Origin of the sequence: Eudoraea chungangensis, assembly GCF_029360665.1 — a bacterium.
In the GTDB taxonomy this organism is placed as follows: domain Bacteria; phylum Bacteroidota; class Bacteroidia; order Flavobacteriales; family Flavobacteriaceae; genus Eudoraea; species Eudoraea chungangensis.
Map to the genome: position 1 here is coordinate 99,764 of NZ_JARDUB010000004.1, position 22,761 is coordinate 122,524.

Here is a 22,761-nt window from a genome sequence, read left to right on the forward strand (position 1 = left end):
GGGTTCTTGCATTTTTGTATGTTGACTCAAACAATCTAAAGATGAAGCTAACAACCCTCTCGTTAACTGCTACTATTTTATTTGCCTTTTTATTTGGTTGTAAAAAAATAAAAACGGCCCCTACCCTATTTACTGTGGTACCACAGGAGCATTCAGGACTCTCCTTTACTAACCAATTAACCGAAAACGATTCCATAAATATTTTAGACAATGAATTTGTCTATAACGGTTCAGGAGTAGCTTTGGGAGATTTAAATGGAGACGGAATAGACGATATTTTTTTAGCTGCCAACCAAGTAGATAATAAGCTATATTTAAATCAAGGAGAACTTAGGTTTACTGATGTTTCAGAAGATGCAAATATAGGCAAGCCGAACAAGCTCATTTGGTCGTCCGGAGTATCTATTCTGGATATTAATCTAGATGGCAAAGAGGATATATACATTTGTAACACTTTCTACAAGGATGCTAGTTCAAGACAAAACCTGCTTTATATCAATCAAGGGAATAACGAAGCTAACATCCCAGTATTTAAAGAAATGGCGCGCGAATATGGGGTTGCCGATGACACCTATTCTTCACATGCCCAATTTTTCGACTATGACAACGATGGGGATTTAGACTTGTTTATAGGAGTTAATCGCATTGAGGGAATTAATCCGTCTCAGTTTAGCCCGTTAGAAGATGATGGAACCTCTATGAGCAGAGATCGGCTGTACAGAAATGACTGGAATGCAGAATTACAGCATCCTGTATTTACCGATGTCTCAGAAGCAGCAGGTATACGATACCACGGCTATAGTCATAGTACTCTTATCCATGATTTTAACGGTGATGGGTGGATGGACATATACGTCGCTAACGATTTTCTAAGTAACGATCTTATCTATATTAACAATCGGGATAAGACCTTTACCAACAGAGCTGGGGATCTTTTTAAACATTTTAGTCTATCCTCTATGGGTAGTGATATTGCCGATGTGACCAACAATGGTAAAATGGATATTTTTACCTCAGAAATGCAGCCATATTACAACAAACGTAAAAAGCTATTTCAGGGACCCAGTAGCTACCAGAAGGAAATATTTACTAAAAAATATAACTATGAGTCACAATATACCCGAAATACCCTGCAGATAAATTTGGGAACAAACCCGGAAACTGATTTACCAATTTTTGGTGATGCAGGAATGTTTGCAGGAGTCCAAGAGACGGATTGGAGCTGGGCTCCCCTGTTTGCAGACTATGACAATGATGGCTGGCAAGATCTTTTCATAACCAATGGCTTTCCTAAAGATGTTACGGACAGAGATTTTGGAGATTTTAGATCTACTGCAAGTCGGCTAGTTAGTAAAGAAAAACTCATTTCTGCCATTCCGGAAATTAAAATCCCAAATTTTATGTTTCGCAATACAGGCGATTTAAATTTTGAAGATGTAACCGAATCCTGGGGGCTAAATTTTGGAACTTTTTCTAATGGTGCAGCCTATGGAGATTTAGATGCCGATGGAGATTTAGACTTGGTAATTAATAACATCAATGACCCTGTTTTACTGCTCGAAAACAAAGCGAACGAAATTTTACCTGAACAACACTTTCTTCGAATAAAACTAAATGGACGCGAGTTAAATCCCGCGGCCTTCGGTAGTGAAGTAGTAGTATATAGTCAAGGAAAACAACAACGAAAATCTGTCCTTTCAGGGAGAGGATACCTTTCTAAACCAGAGAGTACACTTCATTTTGGGATGGGAACGACCTCAGAAATAGACTCTGTAAAGATCATATGGCCGGGAAGACAAATACAAAAACTGATCAACCCTACGGTAGACAAATTGATCGAAATTAACTATAATGCCGCTGATTTAGGTACAGATACTACATCTATTAAGCCTGCCTTATTAGCAGAGGTTTCCGAAATTCTAAACCTAAACTTTTTGAGTGAGGATGACGATTTTATTGATTTTAACTTTCAAAGGACCCTCCCGCATAAGTTTTCACAATATGGCCCTTCTCTGGCTGTAGGCGACATCAATGGCGATGGTTTGGATGATTTATTCCTTGGAAGTACCAGAGGTTTTAAAGAAAGGTGGTTTATTCAAAAGACAGATGGAGGGTTTTTTCAGCAGGAGGTCGACTATAAGAATGGGGAGTCTCTAGTAGAAGAGGATGCAGGAACCTTACTTTTCGATGTTGACGGGGACCAGGACCTGGATCTTTATATTGCCAGAGGTTCTGCTCAATACCCAATCGGCAGTCCTTTTTATCAAGACATTCTATTACTAAATGACGGCAATGGCAATTATTCTGAGGCCAAAAATGCGTTGCCACCACTTCGCCATAATAGCTCTAGTGTTAGTGCCGCAGATTTTGACAAAGATGGGGATCTGGATCTGTTTGTAGGTAGTAGAGTTTTGCCCATGGCTTACCCTAGCCCAGACAGGTCATTTATTTTAAGGAATGATACCGATAATAATGGTCCTAAATTCACAGATGCAACATTAGAAGTTGCCCAGGAATTAGAATTTCCAGGTCTTATAAGTGACGGTCTATGGACCGATTTCAACGGAGACTCTTGGCCAGATCTTGTTCTAGCAGGAGAATGGATGCCACTTCAGTTTTATGAAAACCAGGAAGGGAAACTAAAAAATATTACGCAACAATCCGGCATTGCAAAATTTTCTGGCTGGTGGAATAGTTTAAGTGCTGCAGACTTAGATAACGACGGAGACATGGACTATGTTGCTGGTAATTTTGGAGAAAATATAAATTTTAAAGCAGCAGAAGATAGCCCAATTCGCTTATATGCCAAGGACCTAGATGATAACGGCATGATAGACCCGTTTCTCTCTTATTATCTAAGAGACAGCGCCGGGGTTAAAAAAGAATATTTATACCATCCCTGGCAAGATATGGTTAAGCAATATGTCGCCATTAGAAAACGATTTAATTCGTTTGGTGCGTTCGGAGAAGCTACGCTGCCAGAAGTCTTCCCTCCAGGTTTACTGGACGACGCCACCGTTTTGGAGTTTAATTATATGAAAACTTCCTGGATAGAAAACTTGGGCGATGGTTCCTTTAAAATACACGCTTTGCCAATAGAAGCACAAATAGCTCCTGTTTACGGTATTCTTACAACGGATATAGATTACGATAACCTTGTAGACATTGTTCTGATAGGAAACGATTTTGGAATGGAGGTTCAACAGGGTCCAGCGGACGCATTTGTGGGACTTATTCTTAAAAACCATGGCAATGGGTCGTTTAAATCCATTCCCCTCGAAAATAGCAGGTTTTATGTGCCTGGAGACGCCAAAAGTCTTGTGAAGCTAAATAATAACAGCAAGCCATTAATAATAGCCTCACAGAACAATGACTATTTAAAGGCTTTTCAAGTGAATACTAACAATAAGTTGCAATGGATCCCACTTACAGCGGATGAGGTTAAGGCTAAAATATTCTTTGAGGATAACAGCATACAAATACAAGAATTCTACTGGGGGTCATCTTTTCAATCTCAATCGAGCAGGCAGATAGAGATTTCGCCTCAGGTAAAAATGGTGGAAATCTTTGATAGCAGGACTAAAAAGACGAGAACCTTAGAGTTTTAGTGTTCGTTTGCATGTTTAAAATCCCCGAAGCGATATTTAACCGTGCGTTTTAGAGGAATATTCATTCCATTGGTAGCTTCAAGCCAATCATATATGGCAGACGACATAGACTTCGCCGTATCCTGTAATGCAGGATCCGCGATTAGATTGTACATTTCATCCGGATCGTTTACAAGATCATACAACTCGTTTCTATCCCAAATACCATGGTATTTTATGTATTTGTACTTGTCTGTTCTCATTCCAAACACTGTAGGTGTCATCGGAAAATCGTATTCCCAATAATACTCGTAAAAGATCTCTTTTCTCGGAGTAATGGAACTATCGCCGGTTAGAATTGGAATAAAAGAAACTCCGGGCATATTTTTAGGCTGTTCTACCCCCGCTTCGGCTAATACAGTAGGCCCTATATCTATATTCTGTACCATTTGCTGAGGAACTTGTCCACCTTCAAATAATTCTGGGCATCTAACTAACAAAGGAACCTTTACAGATTCTTCATAAAAATGTCTTTTATCAATTAAACCATGTTCTCCCCAACTAAAACCGTTGTCGCCCATATAAATAACCAAAGTAGACTCGTCTAGCCCTTCTTTCTTCAGATAATCCATAACGGTACCTACACTTTCATCTACTCCTAAAAGGGTTTCACAATAGTCTACTACCATTTCATAAAAGTCTTTGTTAGAATGGTACATATAGTCTACACCGTGCCAGCTTATTCTTTGGTCGGCCACCCATTGCGGCCATTTAAGGTCTCTGTACTTCCCTGTTTTCGTTTGATCATAGGTAGAGGGAAGCGATATCTTTTTCCCTTTATACAATCCCTTGTGACGTTTGGCAGGTTTAAAAGCTGCGTGTACTGCTTTGTGCGATAAGTACAGAAAGAAGGGCTTATTCTTATCTCTATTGTCTAACCAATCTACGGCGTGCTCGGTTAAAAGATCTGTAATATACGTAGAGTCCTTATAAGCAACGCGTTTGCCATTTATGTTCAGAGTAGGGTTGTAATAAACCCCCTGTCCTGGAAAACTTTCCCAATGTGTAAAACCCGGTTGTGGCTCATCTCCATGATCTCCCATATGCCACTTTCCAAAAAATCCAGTCTGATATCCTGCTTTCACCAAATACTCCGGAAAATAAGTAAGGTTTCCAGGATCAGGAGCCTGATTATCTACAATAGTATGGCTATGGGAAAATTGTCCGGTTAAAATAGACGCCCTACTCGGAGAACAGAGGGAAGTAGTTACAAAGGTGTTTGGTAAATAAGCGCCATCTGCAGCTAACTTGTCCATATTCGGAGTCTCTAACCAAGGAACCTTCCCGGTAAAACCCATATAATCATATCGGTGATCATCGGTCAAAATAAATATTACATTTCGCGCTTTCTTTTTCTGCGCATAGCCAGGGTTTACAAAAACTAAGGCAAATAATACCAATACAGTACACTTAATAAAAAATCTCATTTAATAAATTTTTAATTTGATTCATTTTCTAAAAAACCTAATATGTAGGTCAAGGGAGCGTTCCAATTTAGGCATATTTCATTACTTGCAAAACTCTCTTCTACATCTACCCAACTTTTCATCGGAGCTACTCCTTCAGGATAGCTAACTCCGGCTGAGGCATCTTGTTGTCTGGAATTCGGGCCTCCGGAAAGAAGGCCTGGTACGGGCTCAACAATTCTATCTGCGGCACTCTGCCTATGGTGAATAAACATCGGTGTTTTCTTTCCATAGCCTGTAACAAAACTATAGCCAGTGGCATTAGTGCCTAAAATATAATTAGCCGATTGTTGTACCGCTGCGAGATAAGAGGAATCCCTATTAATTCTATAAGCAGCAGCTATGACCATTGCAGCGTTTAAAACATCGCTATTAGAGCCCCATTGAAAATCATCCACAGCCTGAAAATATGCTAATTCCTTAGTTCTTTCCACTAAAACCGCCCCCTCTTGTAGAATACCTTCTTCTAGAGCCTTATAAAGCGCTTCAGGTAGTTTGTCTTTATGCTCCAAAAGAGAAAACATACCTATAAATCTCATGAAGCCCGTCCAACTTTCACCAGCATTAAAGCTAAAGTTTAAAGCCTGTTCTGCCAAAATATCTAAATACATGGTATCTTCCGTCGCCAAAAACAATTCGGCGGTGGCCCAAAACCATTCGTCATCAAAATTTTTGTCCCCGTATTCCCCTGTACTAATATCTTCTGGATTCTGAAACGCAATGTCAGGATTCTTTTGCGCCCATATATATGCTCTTTTTGACCGTTCTAGACACTCTTTTGCAAAATCTGCGTCTATTACAGAAAATATTCTTGATGCCATTGCAGAAGAAGCAGCAAAATCTAAACTTGCCGCTGTTCCCTTCCCAACGACATAGCGCTTGTTGATGGCCTCATCAGGCATTACCATTCCCTCAAAGGACTTAGTTGTTAGTTTGTGAAACAAGCCCCCATCGGTATCCTGCATTGTCATGGTCCAATTAATTTCATATCTCAATTCATCTAAATAATCGCTAACACCATTATTACTTTCGGGAATATTGAGTGCATTGTCCTCCAAAACATTTGGATATTGTTCCTCTAAGAGGAGTAGCTGCCCAAGTGGAAATGAGGCGTTCACAATATATTTATTGTAATCCCCGGCATCGTACCAGCCGCCCGGAGAACTTCTAAAACCTGAAGAATATCCACTGGATGGATGGTATAAGACCGAATCATCCGGATGTCCCATCGGGCGTTTCCATTTCCCAGCATACTTTTCCTTCAAGGCTGTACTTACTCTTTGATAATATAAGGCCTTTATGGATCCTAAGAATACCGGTTTTAATATATTCTTAGCTATTTGAAAAGGGAAAGACTTCCCGAAACCCTCTATATGTAACGCATATTCTCCTTCTTCCTGAAAAGAAGTGAAGTCCGCAAGGCGTACTTTTTCACCTGCTAAGCTCCAGTCTTTAGGCTCGGAGAGCTTTCCGCCAAAGACAATCTCATCCGTTTGAGTATTCACCAGCGTAAAGTTCAAGGAGGAAGGACTATCTACAATGACAGCTTTTTTAATCGCCTCTGGATAATACCCAATTTGATTTAAGCGAATTCCGTCCTTAATGAGATTTTCCTTTACAGATGGTCCTTGACTACAGCCGATAAAGAGAATTCCCAAAATCAAAATACACAGGGAATGTTTTCGGGTTTTGTGCCAAAGATTCGTCCAGAAATAGTTTTTCATGATTATCCTTTTTATTCTTTATTCACGTCAGTTAACTCTTCCTTTTCCGTTGGTTTGCCCCTCCACCAGGTGGCCAAGGAAGATCCTGTAATATTCATCATAGGCCCGAAAACTGCGGGTGCAAGACCCATGGTGGCAACCCGGCCCATTTCCAAAGCTATTCCCGATGCCAAGCCTGCATTTTGCATACCCACTTCAAAAGCCACAGTACGTGCAGATTTTTTATCTAACCCAAACAGACGACTACCCCAGTAACCAAAAAGATACCCAATAGAATTATGTAACAAAACAGCTACTATTAATAGAAGTCCTAAGGTAAGTAATGCGTCTCTCCCAGCGGCTGTGATAATTGTAATAATTACCGCAATTCCCCCCATGGAAATAACTGGCATGGCCTTATCTAGCCATACAAATTTTCCATGAGCAAACCTATTAAAGATTAAGCCAGCAATTATGGGAAGGATTACTATTTTAACGATGCTCCATAACATGCCCCAAAAATCTATGGGTACTAACTCATTAGCCAAAAGCTTCATGAGAAGTGGTGTAAAAACCGGAGCCAATAAAGTAGCCACTGCAGTTAATGTAAGTGAAAGTGCCAAATTCGATCCAGAAATATAAGACATGACATTAGAAGCCAAACCACTGGGGGAACTTCCGACCAAAATTATGCCGGCGGCAATTTCGGGGGGAAATCCAAATAAATAGGCCAATCCAAATCCAACAAAAGGCATTATAGTAAATTGACATAATAATCCAACCAGAACACCTTTTGGCATCTTTATAACCCCTTTAAAGTCCTTTAAGCTCATGGCAGTTCCCATCCCAAACATTATTATCATCAAAAGAGGAACAATAAGTTTTTTTAAGTCGAACCCTCCCAAAGAGGTAAAAAAAGCAGGGTAATACATAGAGGCCGTTACGGCGGCAAAAATTAGTATGGTAAACGAAAACCCTTTTAAACTTGGGCTATGTCTAATGGCCCAGGCCAGAGATAAAAACAAAAGAATTAAAAGTGGCCCAAGATAGTTCCATAGACCGAAAACGACTGCCATAAGTGTTAAAACAAAGGCTGTGAAAAAAATGATCCAACTTACTTTTTTAGACATAATTCTTGTATGTTTTAACTTTTGAAAAACTTATAAGTAAACATTTTTCTATTTTTTCTTCTGATTCATAAACCATTCGTAAAGCTCTTCGGTATTGTACGCCTGTATCCAAGAATCGTGACCAACCCCTTCATATTTCGTAAATGTTACATTGTACTTCATCTCCCTTAAACGAGCTACCATGTCCTCAGATTCGCTAAACGGAATAGACTTATCCTCTGTACCGTGAAACACCCATATAGGCATATCCTTGTTAATCCATGCGGCATATGGTAAAGGAGCCATCCCACATACTACTGCCATCGCAGCAAATTTATCCGGATATTGTACACACAATTCCCAGGCAGCGCCTCCACCTCTACTCAGACCGGTAAGGTAAATCCTGTTAGTATCAATCTTGTAATCCTTTACAATTTTTTCTAGAAGTTTCATAACAGCAAGAGTATTCCACCATTTGCGCTTATTAGGGTTTTGTGGAGCCAGGATTGCAAAAGGAAATTCCCTTCCTTCGGCCAACATTTTTGGAGGACCATTTGTCTTTAAATCTTCAAGATTTCCGCCTGATTCTCCCCCGCCATGTAAAAAGAGTAATAAGGGCACCCTGGAACTCTCCTTGTAGTCTTCGGGAAGATATAGGTAATACGACAGAACTTCTGTTGATACCGTTTCAACTTTATCTGAAATTAACTGCGATTGCCCGGCACAACCTTGCACTAAAAACAAGGCAAAACCGAAAGCAAATACTAGAAATTTTTTCTTTCCAATTAGTAGCCTTTTGTTAAGACTATTCCTATTATCCGACACATTTTGTACCATTATATTACTTTAATTTATCAAACTTCTAGTATTGAAATTAAGATAAGGATTTCATCAGCGTTTTTACCCCTTTTTCATCAATCTTTCTGAGGTAATTGGCTAACAAATCTTCCAATTCAAGTTCTTTATTAAAACTAATTCCCCACAAGGTTTTATTTGCTAGGATTTCTTTGGCCATTTCTTGAACATCATTTAAAGCCCAGACTGATTTAAAATAGGAAACTATAGCCATATCGTCCTTAAGGATAAGTTCTGTTCCTCCATATTCTCCCCGATAAAATACGATTATCGCGGCCCAAACAAAGACTAGTCTTTTTGGTATGGCATCCTTTAAAGCAATATATTCCATTATCGATGGGAGTAATCTTGTTTTAAACTTGGCTATGGTATTAAGCGAAATACTACTTAACTGGTGTTCTATCGCTGGATTTTTGAATCTCTCAAGGACATTTTTTGCAAATTCGTCACATTCTTCCCTCCGACCGCCTAATGAAGGTATTATTTCCTCGTCCAGAGTTTTCAGCAAGAAAGTTTCCAGGGTAGCCTCGTTAACTGCAGCTCTTACCGTTAGAATATTAGTCATCAGACCCAAGGGAACTAGTACGGTATGTGCTCCATTTAACAATCGGACTTTCATCTTTCTATAGGTATCTAAATCCCCCACCTGTTGAATATGTAGCCTCTTATTAGTCAAGGGCCATTCTTGCTGAAATAGTTCTGATCCTTCGATAATCCAACTGTGATAAAATTCCCCAGCAACAAGTAAGGGATCCTCCTCCCCTATTTCCCTAATCAATTCCTCTGAAAGCTTTTTTGGAAAACCACTTACAATCCTATCAACCAAAGTATTACAAAAGAAATTATGATTTAAAACCCAATTGGTAAAATCTTCCGGTAAACTCCATAATACGGCATAGTCAAGTATACATTTTCTCAGCTCCTCACCATTTGCTTCTATTAATTCACAGGGAAGAATAATGCACCCTTTTGAAGGATCTGCTTTAAAAAAAACAAACCTATGGTACAACCAGCGAGTGAGTTTTGCCGGAAATTCCTTTGGCGGGCAATCTGCAAAACTGTCCTTATCAAAAAACGAGATACCGGCTTCTGTGGTGTTAGAAATGATAAATCTTATACTTGGAACCTCGGCGAGCTTTAAATAGCTATCCCATTCTTTATAGGGGTTAACAATGGCCTGAATACATTCAACTTTTTGGATACTTTTGCGTAGTTCTCCTTGGTAATAACCATTTAGTAAAACGTGGTATATACCCTTTTGTATTCTTAACAAATGATAATCTCCATGCTCAGTAGGTTTAATAATAGCCACCCCAGCATTAAAATTGGACTCTTTATTTAAAATGTCAATCATCCATAGTGAAAAGGCTCTTAGAAAGTTCCCTCCTCCAAATTGCATTACTTTAAGAGGCATAGACCGATTAACAGTTGTACTCATATGTTTTTTAGTAGCTTATTTAAAGTGAAATTCCTCTTTTCCATGGGATAAAATCGTTTTGATCATTTCTCCTTGCCTTACATACAGTTTTCCCACTGGCAATTTTTATCAATAATTCCAATAGTCGCTCTCCAACTTCTTCAATAGTTTCCTCTCCGGAAATTATTGTCCCGGCATCTATATCAATTATCTCCTGCATTTTATTAAACAAGTTTGTATTACTTGAAATTTTTACAACCGGACAAATAGGATTTCCCGTAGGAGTGCCCAAACCTGTTGTAAATACAATCAGGTTGCAACCAGCTCCGGCCAGACCTGTAGTACTTTCTACATCATTTCCAGGCGTACAAAGTAAGTGTAGACCAGGACCATTTACTTTCTCTACATAGTCTAAGACACCAACAATTGGAGATGTTCCACCTTTCTTAGCAGCTCCTGCAGATTTCATAGCGTCGGTAATAAGACCATCTTTTACATTTCCAGGAGAAGGATTGTTCTCAAACCCAGTCCCCCTAGATTTAGCGACGCTGGCGTAATCATCCATCAATTCGGCGAATTTGTGTGCCAGCTGATCCGTTGTACAGCGATTAAGTAGTTCTTGCTCTACCCCATTGAGTTCTGGAAATTCGGAAAGCACGGCGCTTCCTCCTATTGCCACAACTAGGTCACTGGTGTGCCCAAGAGCGGGGTTGGCGGAAATCCCGGAAAAACCATCAGATCCTCCACATTCCAAGCCCAGTACTAATTTGTTTAACGGGGCTTTTTCCCGGCCTATTTTATTAGCTTCCACCAGGCCAATAAATGTTTTTTGAACGGCTTCTTCTAAGAAGGATTTTTCGTTTATTGCTCGCTGTTGTTCTAAAAAATAGACAGGCTTTTGAAGCGATTTTATTCGAGCATCAAGTGCCTCTTTAAGCATGTCAATTTGTGCATGTTGACACCCTAGACTAAGCACCGTAGCCCCTGCAACATTGGCATTAGTGATGTAGCCAGCCAATAAATCACATAAGGCTTGTGCATCTTCTTTGGTACCCCCGCATCCACCATCATGTCTAAGAAATCTAATTCCGTCTACATTTGGAAAAATTCGATTCTGCTGATACTCTTCCTGTGAAGAAATTATAGGCGTATTAGCCAAGTCTTGAGTTGAAGCCCCTGCCTGATATTTCTTAATTAACACCTCTGTATTTATATGATAATTCTTTTTTGTAGTATACCCCAGGGCATCGGCAAGTGCCTCTTCAATAAGTGTGATATTTCTGTTCTCACAAAAGACCAATGGAATAACTAGCCAATTATTTTCAGTACCAACACTGCCGTCCTTTCTATGATATCCAAGAAAATGTCTATTCCCTAGCTTTTCAATGGAGGGAGCGGTCCAATGTATCTTTTTAGTATTTGAGGAGTCGTAAACTGCAGCCTCATGAACGGTATTTGCTCTAGAAATAACTTCCCCGGCCGCTATTGCTGAAATGGCCTTTCCCACTGGTACGCCATACATGCTGAGCACTTCTCCCTTCTCGAGGTCTCTTAGGGCAAATTTATGTTTTGCAGAAATATCTGTCTTAATCTCTACCCTCTCCTTTCCCAATTGTACCATAGTACCCTTAGTTAAATCTATTAAGGCTACCCCTAAATTATCTCGTTCGTCGATTTTCAAGCATTGTTTTTCCATAATTTACTTTTGCCTGGCCCGAGAAGCGGCAATTATCTTTAAAACTCCTCTGGCCTTTTGTGTGAGTCTTCCATAGTCTCCACTTTCCAAAATTTCTTTTGTGACCAATTGTGAACCCATGCCTACGCAAGATACTCCAGCCCTAAACCAATTTATTAGATTTTCCTCACTTACGGTAACTCCTCCAGTGGGCATTATTTTTAAGTTAGGCATTACTGCCTTAATGGATTTCACAAAGTTTGCCCCGAGTACATTCCCAGGAAAAACTTTGATCAAGGTTGCCCCGGCAATTCTGGCCTGGTGCGCTTCCGTGACGGTGCCGCAACCGGGTACCCATAGCATATTGTTGTCTATGGCATATTTACCCACCTCAGGTACAAGTGCAGGAGAAACCAGAAACTTGGCACCTGCCTCATGAAATTTCTTGGCATCCTCTGTATAAAAAATGGTGCCAATACCTAAAATACTTCCCTCAAGGCTTTCCGAGAAAGCAACCAATTCTTTAAAAACATCCAAAGCATTTTCTCCGCGATTGGTAAACTCAAAAACCCTAATTCCCGCGTCATAGGTTGCCTTTAAGACCCATTTACATACTTCTATATCCTTATGAAAAAAGACAGGAATTAATCCAGATTTTTCCATTTCCGTTACCATCGATGCTATGGTTATCTGAGTCATTTAGTATTGTTTAGAAGGTAATCGTAGCTTTAATAATTGTTGAGTCTGATGCTGTCCATTTATCAAAATTTTGAGGCATTTCAGTAAATGGCAACGAGGTAGAAATATAACTCTTGGTAGGAAAACTTTTTATTTGATCCATTACCCGATAAAAATCGGTTTTAGTTGCATTTCTACTGCATAATAAAGTTGATTCTTTAGCATGAATTTCCGGATGGTTAAAAACTAGATCTCCTTTAGATAGTCCTACCAAAACATATCTTCCAGAATGCCCCAATAACTTAACACCGAATTCTAGGGCTTTTTTATTCCCAGTCGCATCAAATACTACATCGGCCATAGCATGGTTAGTTAATTCCTTTAAATTATCGGTCAACTGGTCGTCCGCCAAGAAGATTATATCGGCATCCATAATGTTTTTGGCAAATGCCAGGCGTTCCGGATTAAGATCTACAGCAATTACTTTTGCACCTACCAATTTGGCTTGTTTTATTATGGCTAATCCGATAGGACCACAACCCATTATTAACGCAGTATCCTCTGCAGTTAATACAGCTCTTTTAAGGGCATGAGCTCCTATGGCCAAAGGCTCTATAATGCTTATCTCCTCCTCGGTAAGTTCATTTGCAAGAAGAAGCAAATCGCTTCTTAGCGAAACATATTCTTGCATACCCCCATCGGTGTGTATTCCAAAAACATGTAGTTTTTCACAACAGTTGGTATGTCCTTTGGTACAGGCCCTACACCTACCACAGTTTATATATGGCATAATGGCCACCCTATCGCCTGGCTTAAATTTTGTGCTGTCTGCATCTACTTCTACCACCTCAGCCGCAATTTCGTGGCCTAAAATTCTTGGATAGGTAAAAAAAGCCTGATTTCCTTTGTAGGCGTGTAAGTCTGTTCCACATATACCAACTCTATTAATTTTTAACAAAACTTCCCCATCCCTACGACTGGGTACACTTTTTTCCTTAATGTTGAACCTTCCAGGTTCTTCGCAAACAATGTATTTCATGATTGGTTAAATTAATAATTTTGAAGAAGTTTCGGAGCTTTTATTTTTTAAAACTTGGAATTCGACATAATCGTAGCAATATGTTTACAAATTGCATTAGAATTGAAGAAAGAAGTAATGAAACTGAGCTAAGAATTGCAATCGGAAAAAAGAAAAAAAAAGAACTTTACGAAAATCTAAAAAACAGAAATAAAAAGTATTAAAAAAGTTGCGTTACAAGATTTGAAAAAGTACATTTGCATCCGCATTTTGCGATACACGTTCATAATTAAGTTTTAGGAGAGGTGCCGGAGTGGTAACGGAGCAGATTGCTAATCTGTCGACGCGTAAGTGTCGCCTGGGTTCGAGTCCCAGTCTCTCCGCTTTTTCCTTTTAAGAATATAATTTCGGGGTGTAGCGTAGCCCGGTTATCGCGCCGCGTTTGGGACGCGGAGGTCGCAGGTTCGAATCCTGCCACCCCGACGAAATTCTTTTTAGTATTTTCAAAACCCTGTAAATTTATAGATTTGCAGGGTTTTTCGTTTTTGTTTATATCCATGGGTAACATTTAAAAATATTACATAGGTGAATTGTCTGGCACACTATTTATGGTATATTTAAAAAGCTATTAGAGTAATACCAACAGAAGGCGGTGAACAAGTGATTTGTATAGCTAAACCGTTGTCAACTCTAAATAATAAGAATGAACACTAAGGATATTAATGATTTCAAGTGGTGTGTTTTTTGCTCGAGATTACATTCGGATCGAACAAATGTAGGTCCAAGCAATAAAAAGAAATTGTAAAGGAATTCTAAACCACAAATAGCCGAGACCATTTCCGTCAAATGTTGCTTTTTCGTAATTCACATTATTTATTGAAGCATAAACATTAGCCGGTAGCATCAGTAAAAGAAAAATAATTAAGGTCCACCCAGATAAATATTTAAATCGAGGTATCAGAAGCCCAATGGCAATCAAGATTTCAAATAATCCTGTTAGGTAGACAAAACTTTCTTTAAAAGGAATAAATTTAGGTATCATCAGGGACATTCCTTGTGTAAATACAAAATGTCCAATGGCTGTAAACACAAGCATAGTTGACATAGCAATTCTAGCAGATAATGCCAAATCATATTCTTTTTTAATGATTTTTATTGCAAAAATGTAGATAGTACAACTTAATAATAGCACAATTAGTGTTTTCATTTTTTTTTGAAATTATTGAAGTGCAAAGTTCAGAAAACACTAAAGCATAAACAATGAACCTAGGTTAAGTAATACGTCTTCTAATTCTACTTAAAGCTTGTGGAGTTACGCCGATATAAGATGCAATATATTTTAAAGGTATTTGTTGCAACAAATTTGGTCTGTCAGAGAATAAATCCAAATATCGTTCTTCTGCTGTTTTACTCAATAAGGAAAGCTCTCTCTTTGATTTTATTAAAAACATATTTTCAGACATTTTTCTTCCAATAATATTTCCGCTACTTGTTCTATCATAGACTTCTTCTAAGTCTTTATGATTAATTTGCCATAAAATGGTGTCCGTCAAGGTTTCAATCTGGTATTTAGAAGGCGTTTGCGTTAAAAATGAATCATAACCTGTAACAAATTCATTTTCGAATAAAAATCCAAAAGTTAAATCAACCTCTACTCCCGGAACATAAAGTCTAACTATTCCTTTTGTTATAAAAGACAAATGGTTCTCAACCTCTCCGAGTTTCAATAGAACAGAATGCTTTTTATGCCTAACTTCTTGTAATTTCGAGGAGAAAAACTGCCAATCAGAATTGGACATTGGAGAAATATTCTCAATAAAATTTCTAATCTCGTTCATTTACAGACCTTTATACTCATAGCTAACCTAGAATTAAAGATTCTCTCCGTCCTCTGGCTTGGAAATAGTAATTTCCTGGTTCTGACCCGTTAAATGATCTACAATTCTGCTGAGAGGCGACTTATCATCCGAAGATAATTTACTGGGAACTGTTGTAAGGCTACCATCGCGTGCGGCTACATAGCCAGGAGAGAGTATTTCAACCCCTGCTTCGTTAAAGGCATTTAAAATATTCTTGTGCACCTCTGAATAAATAAATGGAATTTTTTTTGATTCTAAGGTATATACATTTAGCTCATAAGAGACATAATAATCATCTAAGCTAGTTTGTAATACAAAAGGTTTGGGTTCCTTTAAAATATGTATAGTATTAGAAGCTGCCTGCTGCAATAGAGCCTCAGCCGTCTCCCAAGGCAAATCGTATCCCAAAGTTATCGTAGTATGTAATATTACAGGTTCGTGTTTTTCATTGGTATAGTTCACGATGGTACCCGTTAAAATCTTGGCATTGGGAATGGTAACCTCTTCCTGTTTCGTCGTTCTAATGCGCGTTACCAGTATTGTTTTATCTATAACATCTCCTACGATATTGTCAATTTTTATGCGGTCATCTAATTGAAACGGTCGCATATAGGTAATAACAATTCCTGCAATAATATTAGCAATCGCGGAGGTTGATCCAAAAGAGATTAGCGCACCAATAAAGATAGAGATCCCCTGAAAAGCAGAGGAACCAGAACCCGGCAGGTATGGAAAGATTAAAATAAGTGCCAAGGCGTAAATTAGTATAGAAAGTATCTTGCCTGTGGGTTTAGCCCAATCCTTGTGAAAGTTTTTCAGTTTAAACTTTTCCAGTTCCACATCTATGGCAATTTCATTGATAATTCTGGAAAAATATCTTGCAAAAAATGCAATAATCAATATAAAGAATAGGGATGGGATAAAATCCACAAAGCCATAAAAAACATATTTAATAGGTTTAGAAATATACCCATAAAAGAGGTTGACAATATTCTCTGCCCATGGGAAAAAACTAAACATAAAAGGGGCATAAATAAATAAGGTAAGGGCTATAATTCCTATGCGAACAATATTCGATGCAAAAACAAATATATTTACCGTGTCTTTTGGAATAAAATATTTTAATACGTTTGTTTTCTTTCTTAAGAATTTACGCTCAATTTTAGACAACCTTACGGTTATCTTCTTGAAGAGCCAGTTTACCAGTCTTATATAAAGCACTAAAACTAAAAGTAAAAGGGCAAAATATCCAATTCGTATGGCCCATTCTCTGGGAGTTAAGTCTTCGGTTCCCTTTAAATTGGCTTTAATCCTGTTTAACCTAAACTCTGCCAAGTCTCTTACCGTAGTGCTATCTGTCCTAGCATCTTGAGGTGTAGTTACCAAAGCCAAATCCTCATTTAGCATAATCTGAATGAGTCCCTTATTTTCTTTTAACCACAGACTATCTACCAATGGATTATACCCTTTGGTTAATCGTTCTAACCTAAGGGAAGCTTCCTTAGCCCTAAATTCTGTTGAATAGGTATCCGTTCCATTTGAAATATAAAAAATAGTATCCTTTTTAATAATGACAGGAGAGGCCTCTTTTATTACTATTGGCTTTTGAGGGCTTAAACTATCTTGGGAAGCTAAAGCAAAATGGGATAGAAGAAATAGAAGGAATACTTTTTTAAATAACATATTACAGAATTAAGAACTTACTTTCGAGTAACTTAAAATGAAAATAAGGAAAAAAAAGACAAGACTAACAAGTAATAAAAAATAAGCCACTATTGAATCTAATAGATCCCTCAATTATTTTCTTACAAAAGAATGGCATTTGGAAAAAAAACGAAGAGAGCCTTCTGCAAAGATATTTTAGATTTTGAGTATTTCGAGCTGCTTGGAATCTCTTGTACTAAACTTTTGTTTTAGTTGTAGCCATAGCCATATCGCCAATAGAACTCTCATTAGAGGTTGATAAAATAGACTAAAATACTCTATATATACATTGATAGTTGTGGAATGCCAGAATTCATTTCCAAAGGCAATAAGATTTAATATTCCCCATATAAGTAAAAGAATAGCTAAAATATTATCAAGCCTTTTATTTCCAAAAAGAGCTATTCCATAACATATGTTTCCCAATGAAAAAGCAAAAATAAACAATCCAAAAAGGGCATATCCGAAGAGTCCGGCACTATCCATATTTTGCACCAATACCTGTTTAACAGTTGTTTCTGCCACCATATAAGACTGCCTTATACCGTTTAAATAAAAAAAGACAAACATCTGTCTAAAGATCTCAGTAAAACAGAAAACCGCGAAAAAAACAAAACCTAGTCCGGTAAAACCCGGAGATTTTCTAATTTGAAGCAGACAAAATCCCCACATAGAAATTAAAACGAACAGGCAATGAAGAATAACCCAAAAACGATTAGCTAAATAGGTTGTATTTTGATAAAGTAATAGTCTTTCTTCAAAACTTAAAGTACCTAAGTCAAATAAACTGGAATGGATGCCAAGAGTGGTTATGGCAGATAGGAAGCAGCTAACTATGGCCACTATCAAAAACTTTTTTGGTAATATCATATTATGCAGGTAATACTATTAGGTGTTCAGATGGGTCTTCAGTTTATTACAAGTCCTTTATTTTCGTTTCATTATTTTAGCTATTGCAACAATCCTTAGGTAAATGAAAAATACATTGAAATTATTCTGGGTATATTTATTTATTTCAGCGCCGGGATTTTTTATTTCTAAGCCTTTGTTTTCATGACGAAATTTTCCAAGATTCTTTTAGGAGAGGAGTATTTGTTTCAATCCAGAATAGTTACGCACGTCATTTTCTGGCTTTTCTACTACATTCTTTTCAGTTTGTTATGGGTAAAAGACGGCAATTACTTTCGTTCGTTTGAACTAGAGTTTATTTTAATGCCCCTAAGAATTGCCGCTTCATACATCTCGGTATATTATTTAATCCCCAGATTTCTTTTAAAAGAAAAAGTGGTCTCTTTTTTTGGTTTGTATGTTTTATTAATAATAATCGCAGGAATTCTACAGCGAATTTTAACCTATTTTTTTTATGATAGTTTTTTTTCAGAGACTTCAGGCCTTTTAAACATAGCTTCCTATGTACGTTCGATTATTTTAATAAATTCTACCGTCCTTTTACTTTCTTCTCTGAAAATGTTTAAAGTTTGGAGCGATGAAAAGAAAAAAAATGAAAATGCCACGGAAAGCTTTCTGGAAATAAAATCGAATAAGCGTTTTTATCGAATCTTACCCTCTAAAATAACCTATATAGAAGGTATGGGGAATTACTTAACCATCTATGCAGTAGATCGAAAACCGGTAATAAGTTATATGTCATTAAAGGAAATGAAAAAAAGTCTTCCGGCAAACTTTCTGCGGATTCATAAATCCTTTATTATCAATAAATCTTTGATTGATTCTTATAATAATGAGAGTGTAGAAATTGACGGTAGAATACTACCAATTGGCAAGTCTTTTAACGAAAGTCTCTAAATAGCATTTCCTTACAAGAATTCGCATAAATGCCATACTGACAAACTGAAACGCTTTTGGCTAAACTTCATTTTCATACGAAACTCATATCTAAAGGTCAAGAGGTTTTATGCGTCTTAAATAGCTAAGACATCACACCGCTATAATCTTTATATAACGAACGTATCCTAAGAAAAATATTACATAAAATATGGTATTTCGTCGATAGTTTAGGTAATAAATCCTATCTTCATCTCGTTAGTGGTAAACCAAACTATATTCTACTTATGCAGCGATCAAAAATCTATATCAGATTTTCGACCATTCTATTTAGCTTATTAGCCCTTTCCATAGGGGCTATTATTCAGGCAACAACTCCCGATTCCGTAGAGGAACCCATACAATATTCTGCTAAAGCTTATTTTCCATCTCAAAAGGAAAAAGAAGTTTTTGGTTTAAAAAAACAACAATTAGAAAAGGCTTTAAACAAGTATTTTAAAAATGCTATAGCAAGTGGTAAAATAGTTGGTGCAGGTGTTAGTATTGTTAAGGGAGACTCCCTTCTTTTTGCCAATGGTTTTGGGAAAAGAAATTTTAATAAGACCAAGAAGGTCAATGGGGAGACCGTATTTCGTCTCGGATCTCTCTCTAAAGGGTTTACGGGAATATTGGCGGCAAAGGTAAAGAATGAAGGGAAACTAGATTGGAATGATAAGGTGATTACTTATATTCCAGATTTTGAGTTAGGAGATGAAGCGAATACCGATAAAGTAACTTTTGGCACCCTATTATCTCATACTTCAGGCACACCATATCATAGTTATACCAACCTAATTGAAGCCGGGCTACCATTGTCTGAAATAGCTAAACGCTTTAAAGATGTTGAGCCAATTAGTGTTCCTGGCGAAATGTATAGTTACCAGAATGCCATGTTTGCGTTATCCTCGGAGGTTATGCTAAAAGCGACAGGAGATGATATTGTTACTTCCCTAGATGAAGGTTTTTTTAAACCTTTAGAAATGTGTTATACAAATATGACCTTTGAAGGTATGGCAGCTATTGAAAACGTAGCACTGCCACATTCACCGAGGGGAAAAGGGTATAGAACTTTGAAGCTTAGAGATAGTTACTATAACGCTGTTGCTGCAGGAGGAATTAATTCTAGTGCCTCGGATATGGCCAAATGGATGCAATTTCTGCTGGGGAAAAATCCGGAAATTATGACGTCATCAGCGATTGAAGAAGTCTTCAATCCAGTTATTGAAATTAAGGGCCATCAGAAGTATTACCAACGTTGGCCAGGGCATTTGTCTTCCCATTATGGATATGGCTGGAGAATTCATAACTACCTGGACAAGAATAATCAAGAAAAAATTATCTGGCATCATGGGGGTAGTGTTAACAACTATAGAAATGAAATTGCTCTTTATCCAGACAGTGATTTAGGAATCTGTGTATTATTTAATAGCAATAGCAGACTTTCTAAAACTGTAATTCCCGATTTACACGAAATTGTTGCGAGTATTTTTGAGCGTTCGGAATTCGAGATGGGACAGGGAGATAATGCCTCACTCTCGGAATCTACGAACTAAAAAAACGTTCTCCCTAATAATTACCTCTAACAGCTGTTTGTTAAATTATCTAATGACTTAGTATGGCTAGTCTATAATGATAGTTTTTAAATGTTCTGGAATAAGCACTTTAGATTTAGGAGAGAGTCTTTTAACATCTTCTTTAAAGGGTATTAACTTTTGTTCAATTCCGGCTTCTTGAGAAAATCCGTACGGCAATCTAAAATTATCCCAATGCGTTGGAATAATAATTCCAGGGTTGTTCGTGACCTTTAAGAGACGTTCATTGTACTTATATAAACCCAATTGTGATCTATTTACCCCAGCCAACAAAATATCTGGTTCTTGTCCTAATAATTCTCTTTCAATAAAGTTCATCGATCCCATAGTTAAAACACTGTGTCTTTTAAAACGTATTAAAAACATCAAGGACCCGCCCTCGATAAATTCAGATACTTTTAAAGGGGCCTCAGGAACTTCTGTATAGGTTCTTGAATCAATATAATGCTTGTCATTCAGGGCCGAATGTAGGGTAGGAATCACCTTAATCGAAAAATTTTCAAACTGATAATCTTCTCCACCCTTAACCGGATATAATTGCTCGTTCGGAATGCCGTAAGCGCGTAGTATGTTGCAGCTAGTTTCTGTTCCTATTACTTTGGCACCTGTTTTCTTGGCGATATAAGGTACATCTCCCAAATGATCAAAATGCGAGTGATGCGCCAATATAAAATCGGCTTTAGTAATTATACTATCAATCAAAAGAGTATCCGAAACATAAGCATCTGAGCGTTCCACGGTTTTTCTTTTGTCCTTTGGACTTACTCCGGGTCCAGTACCCAGTTTTAAGCGCGAAATATACGGATCAATTAAAACAGTTAAATTACCGTCCTGAATCTCCCATCCGGCAGCCCCGAAATACTTTAGGCGTAAAGATTCTTGCTGTGCCACTGCGGTATCACAAATACCCAAAGCAAGGAAGATAAGAACACCTAGCATCTTCGTCATTATTGTTGTTAAGAAATGTGCTTTTAACTGTTTCATATGCTAAATATTTATAGTAAGGATTGTATTAATGTCGATTAAAATAATACCTATTAATCCCATCCGAATTGGCTTCAATAATGTCTATAGTTTGATCGTTATTTACATCTACCCCAATAATATCGTAGGTATCTAGTTTTTCCCTGCTCAGTCTTCTGGGAGTCCAGCTTAGACCATCCCCATTATTGAAATAAACATAATTGGGACTCTCAAAATTTCCAACTACAATGTCTAGGGAATTATCACCGTTCAAATCTTCTAGGAAAATGGAGGAACTACTATTTTTGGAGGAATCGAAAATGACAGAATTACTATAAGATAGCTCCCCGGATCCGAAGTAAATCACATTTGGTTCCCCTATATTGGCCGTGACAATATCTAAATAACCGTCGTTATTTAAATCCCCTACACCAAGGGCACGGGTATTATCTTTACCGGTGCCAAAAGGCAGTTTTTCTTCAAACCCTTTCTTGCCATTGTTTAAATAAATATAATTGGGCTGCCCATCTCTATTTGCCAATACTAAATCTATATAACCGTCCTTATTTAGGTCTGCAATCTCTACGTCGATAGTAGAATCTTTATTATTCCCGAAAGATGTGTTTTCTATAAAATTTCCCTTCCCGTTATTCCAACAAATTTCATTAGGCTGTCCTCTATTCGTAATAACAATATCTACAGAACCATCCCCATTTAAATCGGCCAATGTAATATTTCTCGTAGAGGCATAATCCCTACCAAAATTTCCGTTTTTGACAAAGTTTCCCTTCCCATTATTTAGAAAAATTGTATTTGGTGCCATATCATTCCCCACCACTATATCCAAGTCTCCATCCTTATCCAAATCCGCAACCTCTGTAGCATAGGTAGTTTCTCTTTGGATTCCCAGATCTATTTCCACCGTAAAAATTCCTCGTCCATTATTAAAAAAAACTCGGTTTTGTCCCGGCCAGTGCCTCCCATTGGCGACAAGAATATCCATATCTCCATCCATATCCAAATCCCCGCTGGAAATAGAGGCCGTTCTCTCTTTATAGGTCCCAAGTATTAAACGGGGACTATCCAAAAACTCTATTTCCTGTGCTCTTAGGGCGCTTCCTAAAAACAACCATAGAAAACCTAATAGTATGTTTTTTACAGACATTATTCAGTGGTTAAGCAATAATATATTGCTCAAGTTAATTGTATTAAGGGATTTAAAAAAGTCTAATCAGAAAGAATCCAAATAAT

17 protein-coding genes and 2 tRNA genes are annotated in these 22,761 nt (G+C 37.7%); 5 read left to right on the forward strand and 14 right to left on the reverse strand.

Annotated features, from left to right (window positions below; all coding sequences use genetic code 11):
* Nucleotides 1-41 precede the first annotated feature (41 nt).
* Nucleotides 42-3,608 carry a CRTAC1 family protein gene (locus PXG98_RS10475; protein ID WP_276390917.1) on the forward strand — a complete coding sequence of 1,189 codons (3,567 nt, stop codon included), beginning with the start codon at nucleotides 42-44 and terminating at the stop codon, nucleotides 3,606-3,608.
* Here PXG98_RS10475 and PXG98_RS10480 read toward each other — a convergent pair.
* The 8 genes from PXG98_RS10480 to PXG98_RS10515 are packed head-to-tail and all read right to left on the reverse strand — an operon-like array spanning nucleotide 3,605 to nucleotide 13,589.
* Entirely contained in the window at nucleotides 3,605-5,074 is a 1,470-nt protein-coding gene (locus PXG98_RS10480; RefSeq protein ID WP_276390919.1) for a sulfatase family protein, read from the reverse strand. The genes PXG98_RS10475 and PXG98_RS10480 overlap by 4 nt on opposite strands.
* Before the next feature lie 11 nt (nucleotides 5,075-5,085).
* The gene (locus PXG98_RS10485) at nucleotides 5,086-6,837 is read right to left on the reverse strand and encodes a glycoside hydrolase family 9 protein (protein ID WP_276390921.1); all 1,752 of its coding nucleotides are present in this window, start codon (nucleotides 6,835-6,837) and stop codon (nucleotides 5,086-5,088) included.
* Between the two features lie 11 nt (nucleotides 6,838-6,848).
* Nucleotides 6,849-7,946: a bile acid:sodium symporter family protein gene (locus PXG98_RS10490; protein ID WP_276390923.1), complete on the reverse strand. Its 1,098-nt coding sequence runs from the start codon at nucleotides 7,944-7,946 to the stop codon at nucleotides 6,849-6,851.
* A 48-nt stretch (nucleotides 7,947-7,994) separates the two neighbouring features.
* A complete protein-coding gene (locus PXG98_RS10495) occupies nucleotides 7,995-8,762 on the reverse strand; it encodes a carboxylesterase family protein (RefSeq protein ID WP_276390924.1) in 768 nt (255 codons plus the stop codon).
* 37 nt (nucleotides 8,763-8,799) lie between these two features.
* The gene (locus tag PXG98_RS10500) at nucleotides 8,800-10,218 is read right to left on the reverse strand and encodes a tagaturonate reductase (RefSeq protein WP_276390926.1); all 1,419 of its coding nucleotides are present in this window, start codon (nucleotides 10,216-10,218) and stop codon (nucleotides 8,800-8,802) included.
* 19 nt (nucleotides 10,219-10,237) lie between these two features.
* Entirely contained in the window at nucleotides 10,238-11,893 is a 1,656-nt protein-coding gene (locus PXG98_RS10505) for a UxaA family hydrolase (RefSeq protein WP_276390928.1), read from the reverse strand.
* Nucleotides 11,894-11,896: 3 nt separating this feature from the next.
* Complete coding sequence (locus PXG98_RS10510) at nucleotides 11,897-12,571, reverse strand: beta/alpha barrel domain-containing protein (RefSeq protein ID WP_276390930.1); 675 nt, start codon at nucleotides 12,569-12,571, stop codon at nucleotides 11,897-11,899.
* Nucleotides 12,572-12,581: 10 nt separating this feature from the next.
* The gene (locus PXG98_RS10515) at nucleotides 12,582-13,589 is read right to left on the reverse strand and encodes a zinc-binding alcohol dehydrogenase family protein (protein ID WP_276390932.1); all 1,008 of its coding nucleotides are present in this window, start codon (nucleotides 13,587-13,589) and stop codon (nucleotides 12,582-12,584) included.
* Nucleotides 13,590-13,867: 278 nt separating this feature from the next.
* On the opposite strand from PXG98_RS10515, the gene PXG98_RS10520 reads away from it, so the two are divergent.
* Together PXG98_RS10520 and PXG98_RS10525 are read left to right on the forward strand one after the other, a co-directional pair.
* Nucleotides 13,868-13,951: transfer RNA gene (locus PXG98_RS10520), tRNA-Ser, on the forward strand.
* Between the two features lie 25 nt (nucleotides 13,952-13,976).
* A tRNA-Pro gene (locus PXG98_RS10525) sits at nucleotides 13,977-14,051 on the forward strand.
* A 271-nt stretch (nucleotides 14,052-14,322) separates the two neighbouring features.
* Here the strand turns inward: PXG98_RS10525 and PXG98_RS10530 are convergent.
* The 4 genes from PXG98_RS10530 to PXG98_RS10545 all read right to left on the reverse strand — a co-directional run bounded on the left by PXG98_RS10530 (nucleotide 14,323) and on the right by PXG98_RS10545 (nucleotide 18,001).
* Nucleotides 14,323-14,775: a DoxX family protein gene (locus PXG98_RS10530; RefSeq protein ID WP_276390933.1), complete on the reverse strand. Its 453-nt coding sequence runs from the start codon at nucleotides 14,773-14,775 to the stop codon at nucleotides 14,323-14,325.
* 64 nt (nucleotides 14,776-14,839) lie between these two features.
* Nucleotides 14,840-15,406 carry a Crp/Fnr family transcriptional regulator gene (locus tag PXG98_RS10535; RefSeq protein ID WP_276390934.1) on the reverse strand — a complete coding sequence of 189 codons (567 nt, stop codon included), beginning with the start codon at nucleotides 15,404-15,406 and terminating at the stop codon, nucleotides 14,840-14,842.
* 33 nt (nucleotides 15,407-15,439) lie between these two features.
* Nucleotides 15,440-17,110, reverse strand: coding sequence for a mechanosensitive ion channel family protein (locus PXG98_RS10540; RefSeq protein ID WP_276390936.1), 1,671 nt, complete (start codon nucleotides 17,108-17,110; stop codon nucleotides 15,440-15,442).
* A 177-nt stretch (nucleotides 17,111-17,287) separates the two neighbouring features.
* Entirely contained in the window at nucleotides 17,288-18,001 is a 714-nt protein-coding gene (locus PXG98_RS10545; RefSeq protein WP_276390938.1) for a hypothetical protein, read from the reverse strand.
* A 183-nt stretch (nucleotides 18,002-18,184) separates the two neighbouring features.
* Between PXG98_RS10545 and PXG98_RS10550 the strand changes: the two genes are divergently transcribed.
* Nucleotides 18,185-18,937, forward strand: coding sequence for a LytR/AlgR family response regulator transcription factor (locus PXG98_RS10550; protein ID WP_276390940.1), 753 nt, complete (start codon nucleotides 18,185-18,187; stop codon nucleotides 18,935-18,937).
* A gap of 266 nt (nucleotides 18,938-19,203) precedes the next feature.
* Nucleotides 19,204-20,508 carry a serine hydrolase domain-containing protein gene (locus tag PXG98_RS10555; RefSeq protein ID WP_276390941.1) on the forward strand — a complete coding sequence of 435 codons (1,305 nt, stop codon included), beginning with the start codon at nucleotides 19,204-19,206 and terminating at the stop codon, nucleotides 20,506-20,508.
* A gap of 66 nt (nucleotides 20,509-20,574) precedes the next feature.
* On the opposite strand, the gene PXG98_RS10560 is transcribed toward PXG98_RS10555, so the two are convergent.
* Together PXG98_RS10560 and PXG98_RS10565 are read right to left on the reverse strand one after the other, a co-directional pair.
* A complete protein-coding gene (locus tag PXG98_RS10560) occupies nucleotides 20,575-21,531 on the reverse strand; it encodes an MBL fold metallo-hydrolase (RefSeq protein WP_276390943.1) in 957 nt (318 codons plus the stop codon).
* Between the two features lie 28 nt (nucleotides 21,532-21,559).
* On the reverse strand, nucleotides 21,560-22,675 hold the full coding sequence (locus tag PXG98_RS10565; protein WP_276390944.1) for an FG-GAP repeat domain-containing protein: 1,116 nt from the start codon (nucleotides 22,673-22,675) through the stop codon (nucleotides 21,560-21,562).
* Nucleotides 22,676-22,761: the final 86 nt, after the last annotated feature.

What these genes read in the sequence shown, in the direction of transcription:
- PXG98_RS10555 (WP_276390941.1), top strand. Translation starts at nt 19,204, where the DNA reads ATGCAGCGATCAAAAATCTATATCAGATTTTCGACCATTCTATTTAGC.
- PXG98_RS10545 (WP_276390938.1), bottom strand. Translation starts at nt 18,001, where the DNA reads ATGATATTACCAAAAAAGTTTTTGATAGTGGCCATAGTTAGCTGCTTC.
- PXG98_RS10495 (WP_276390924.1), bottom strand. Translation starts at nt 8,762, where the DNA reads ATGGTACAAAATGTGTCGGATAATAGGAATAGTCTTAACAAAAGGCTA.
- PXG98_RS10565 (WP_276390944.1), bottom strand. Translation starts at nt 22,675, where the DNA reads ATGTCTGTAAAAAACATACTATTAGGTTTTCTATGGTTGTTTTTAGGA.
- PXG98_RS10490 (WP_276390923.1), bottom strand. Translation starts at nt 7,946, where the DNA reads ATGTCTAAAAAAGTAAGTTGGATCATTTTTTTCACAGCCTTTGTTTTA.
- PXG98_RS10480 (WP_276390919.1), bottom strand. Translation starts at nt 5,074, where the DNA reads ATGAGATTTTTTATTAAGTGTACTGTATTGGTATTATTTGCCTTAGTT.
- PXG98_RS10505 (WP_276390928.1), bottom strand. Translation starts at nt 11,893, where the DNA reads ATGGAAAAACAATGCTTGAAAATCGACGAACGAGATAATTTAGGGGTA.
- PXG98_RS10560 (WP_276390943.1), bottom strand. Translation starts at nt 21,531, where the DNA reads ATGAAACAGTTAAAAGCACATTTCTTAACAACAATAATGACGAAGATG.
- PXG98_RS10535 (WP_276390934.1), bottom strand. Translation starts at nt 15,406, where the DNA reads ATGAACGAGATTAGAAATTTTATTGAGAATATTTCTCCAATGTCCAAT.
- PXG98_RS10485 (WP_276390921.1), bottom strand. Translation starts at nt 6,837, where the DNA reads ATGAAAAACTATTTCTGGACGAATCTTTGGCACAAAACCCGAAAACAT.
- PXG98_RS10540 (WP_276390936.1), bottom strand. Translation starts at nt 17,110, where the DNA reads ATGTTATTTAAAAAAGTATTCCTTCTATTTCTTCTATCCCATTTTGCT.
- PXG98_RS10500 (WP_276390926.1), bottom strand. Translation starts at nt 10,218, where the DNA reads ATGAGTACAACTGTTAATCGGTCTATGCCTCTTAAAGTAATGCAATTT.
- PXG98_RS10515 (WP_276390932.1), bottom strand. Translation starts at nt 13,589, where the DNA reads ATGAAATACATTGTTTGCGAAGAACCTGGAAGGTTCAACATTAAGGAA.
- PXG98_RS10510 (WP_276390930.1), bottom strand. Translation starts at nt 12,571, where the DNA reads ATGACTCAGATAACCATAGCATCGATGGTAACGGAAATGGAAAAATCT.
- PXG98_RS10475 (WP_276390917.1), top strand. Translation starts at nt 42, where the DNA reads ATGAAGCTAACAACCCTCTCGTTAACTGCTACTATTTTATTTGCCTTT.
- PXG98_RS10530 (WP_276390933.1), bottom strand. Translation starts at nt 14,775, where the DNA reads ATGAAAACACTAATTGTGCTATTATTAAGTTGTACTATCTACATTTTT.
- PXG98_RS10550 (WP_276390940.1), top strand. Translation starts at nt 18,185, where the DNA reads ATGACGAAATTTTCCAAGATTCTTTTAGGAGAGGAGTATTTGTTTCAA.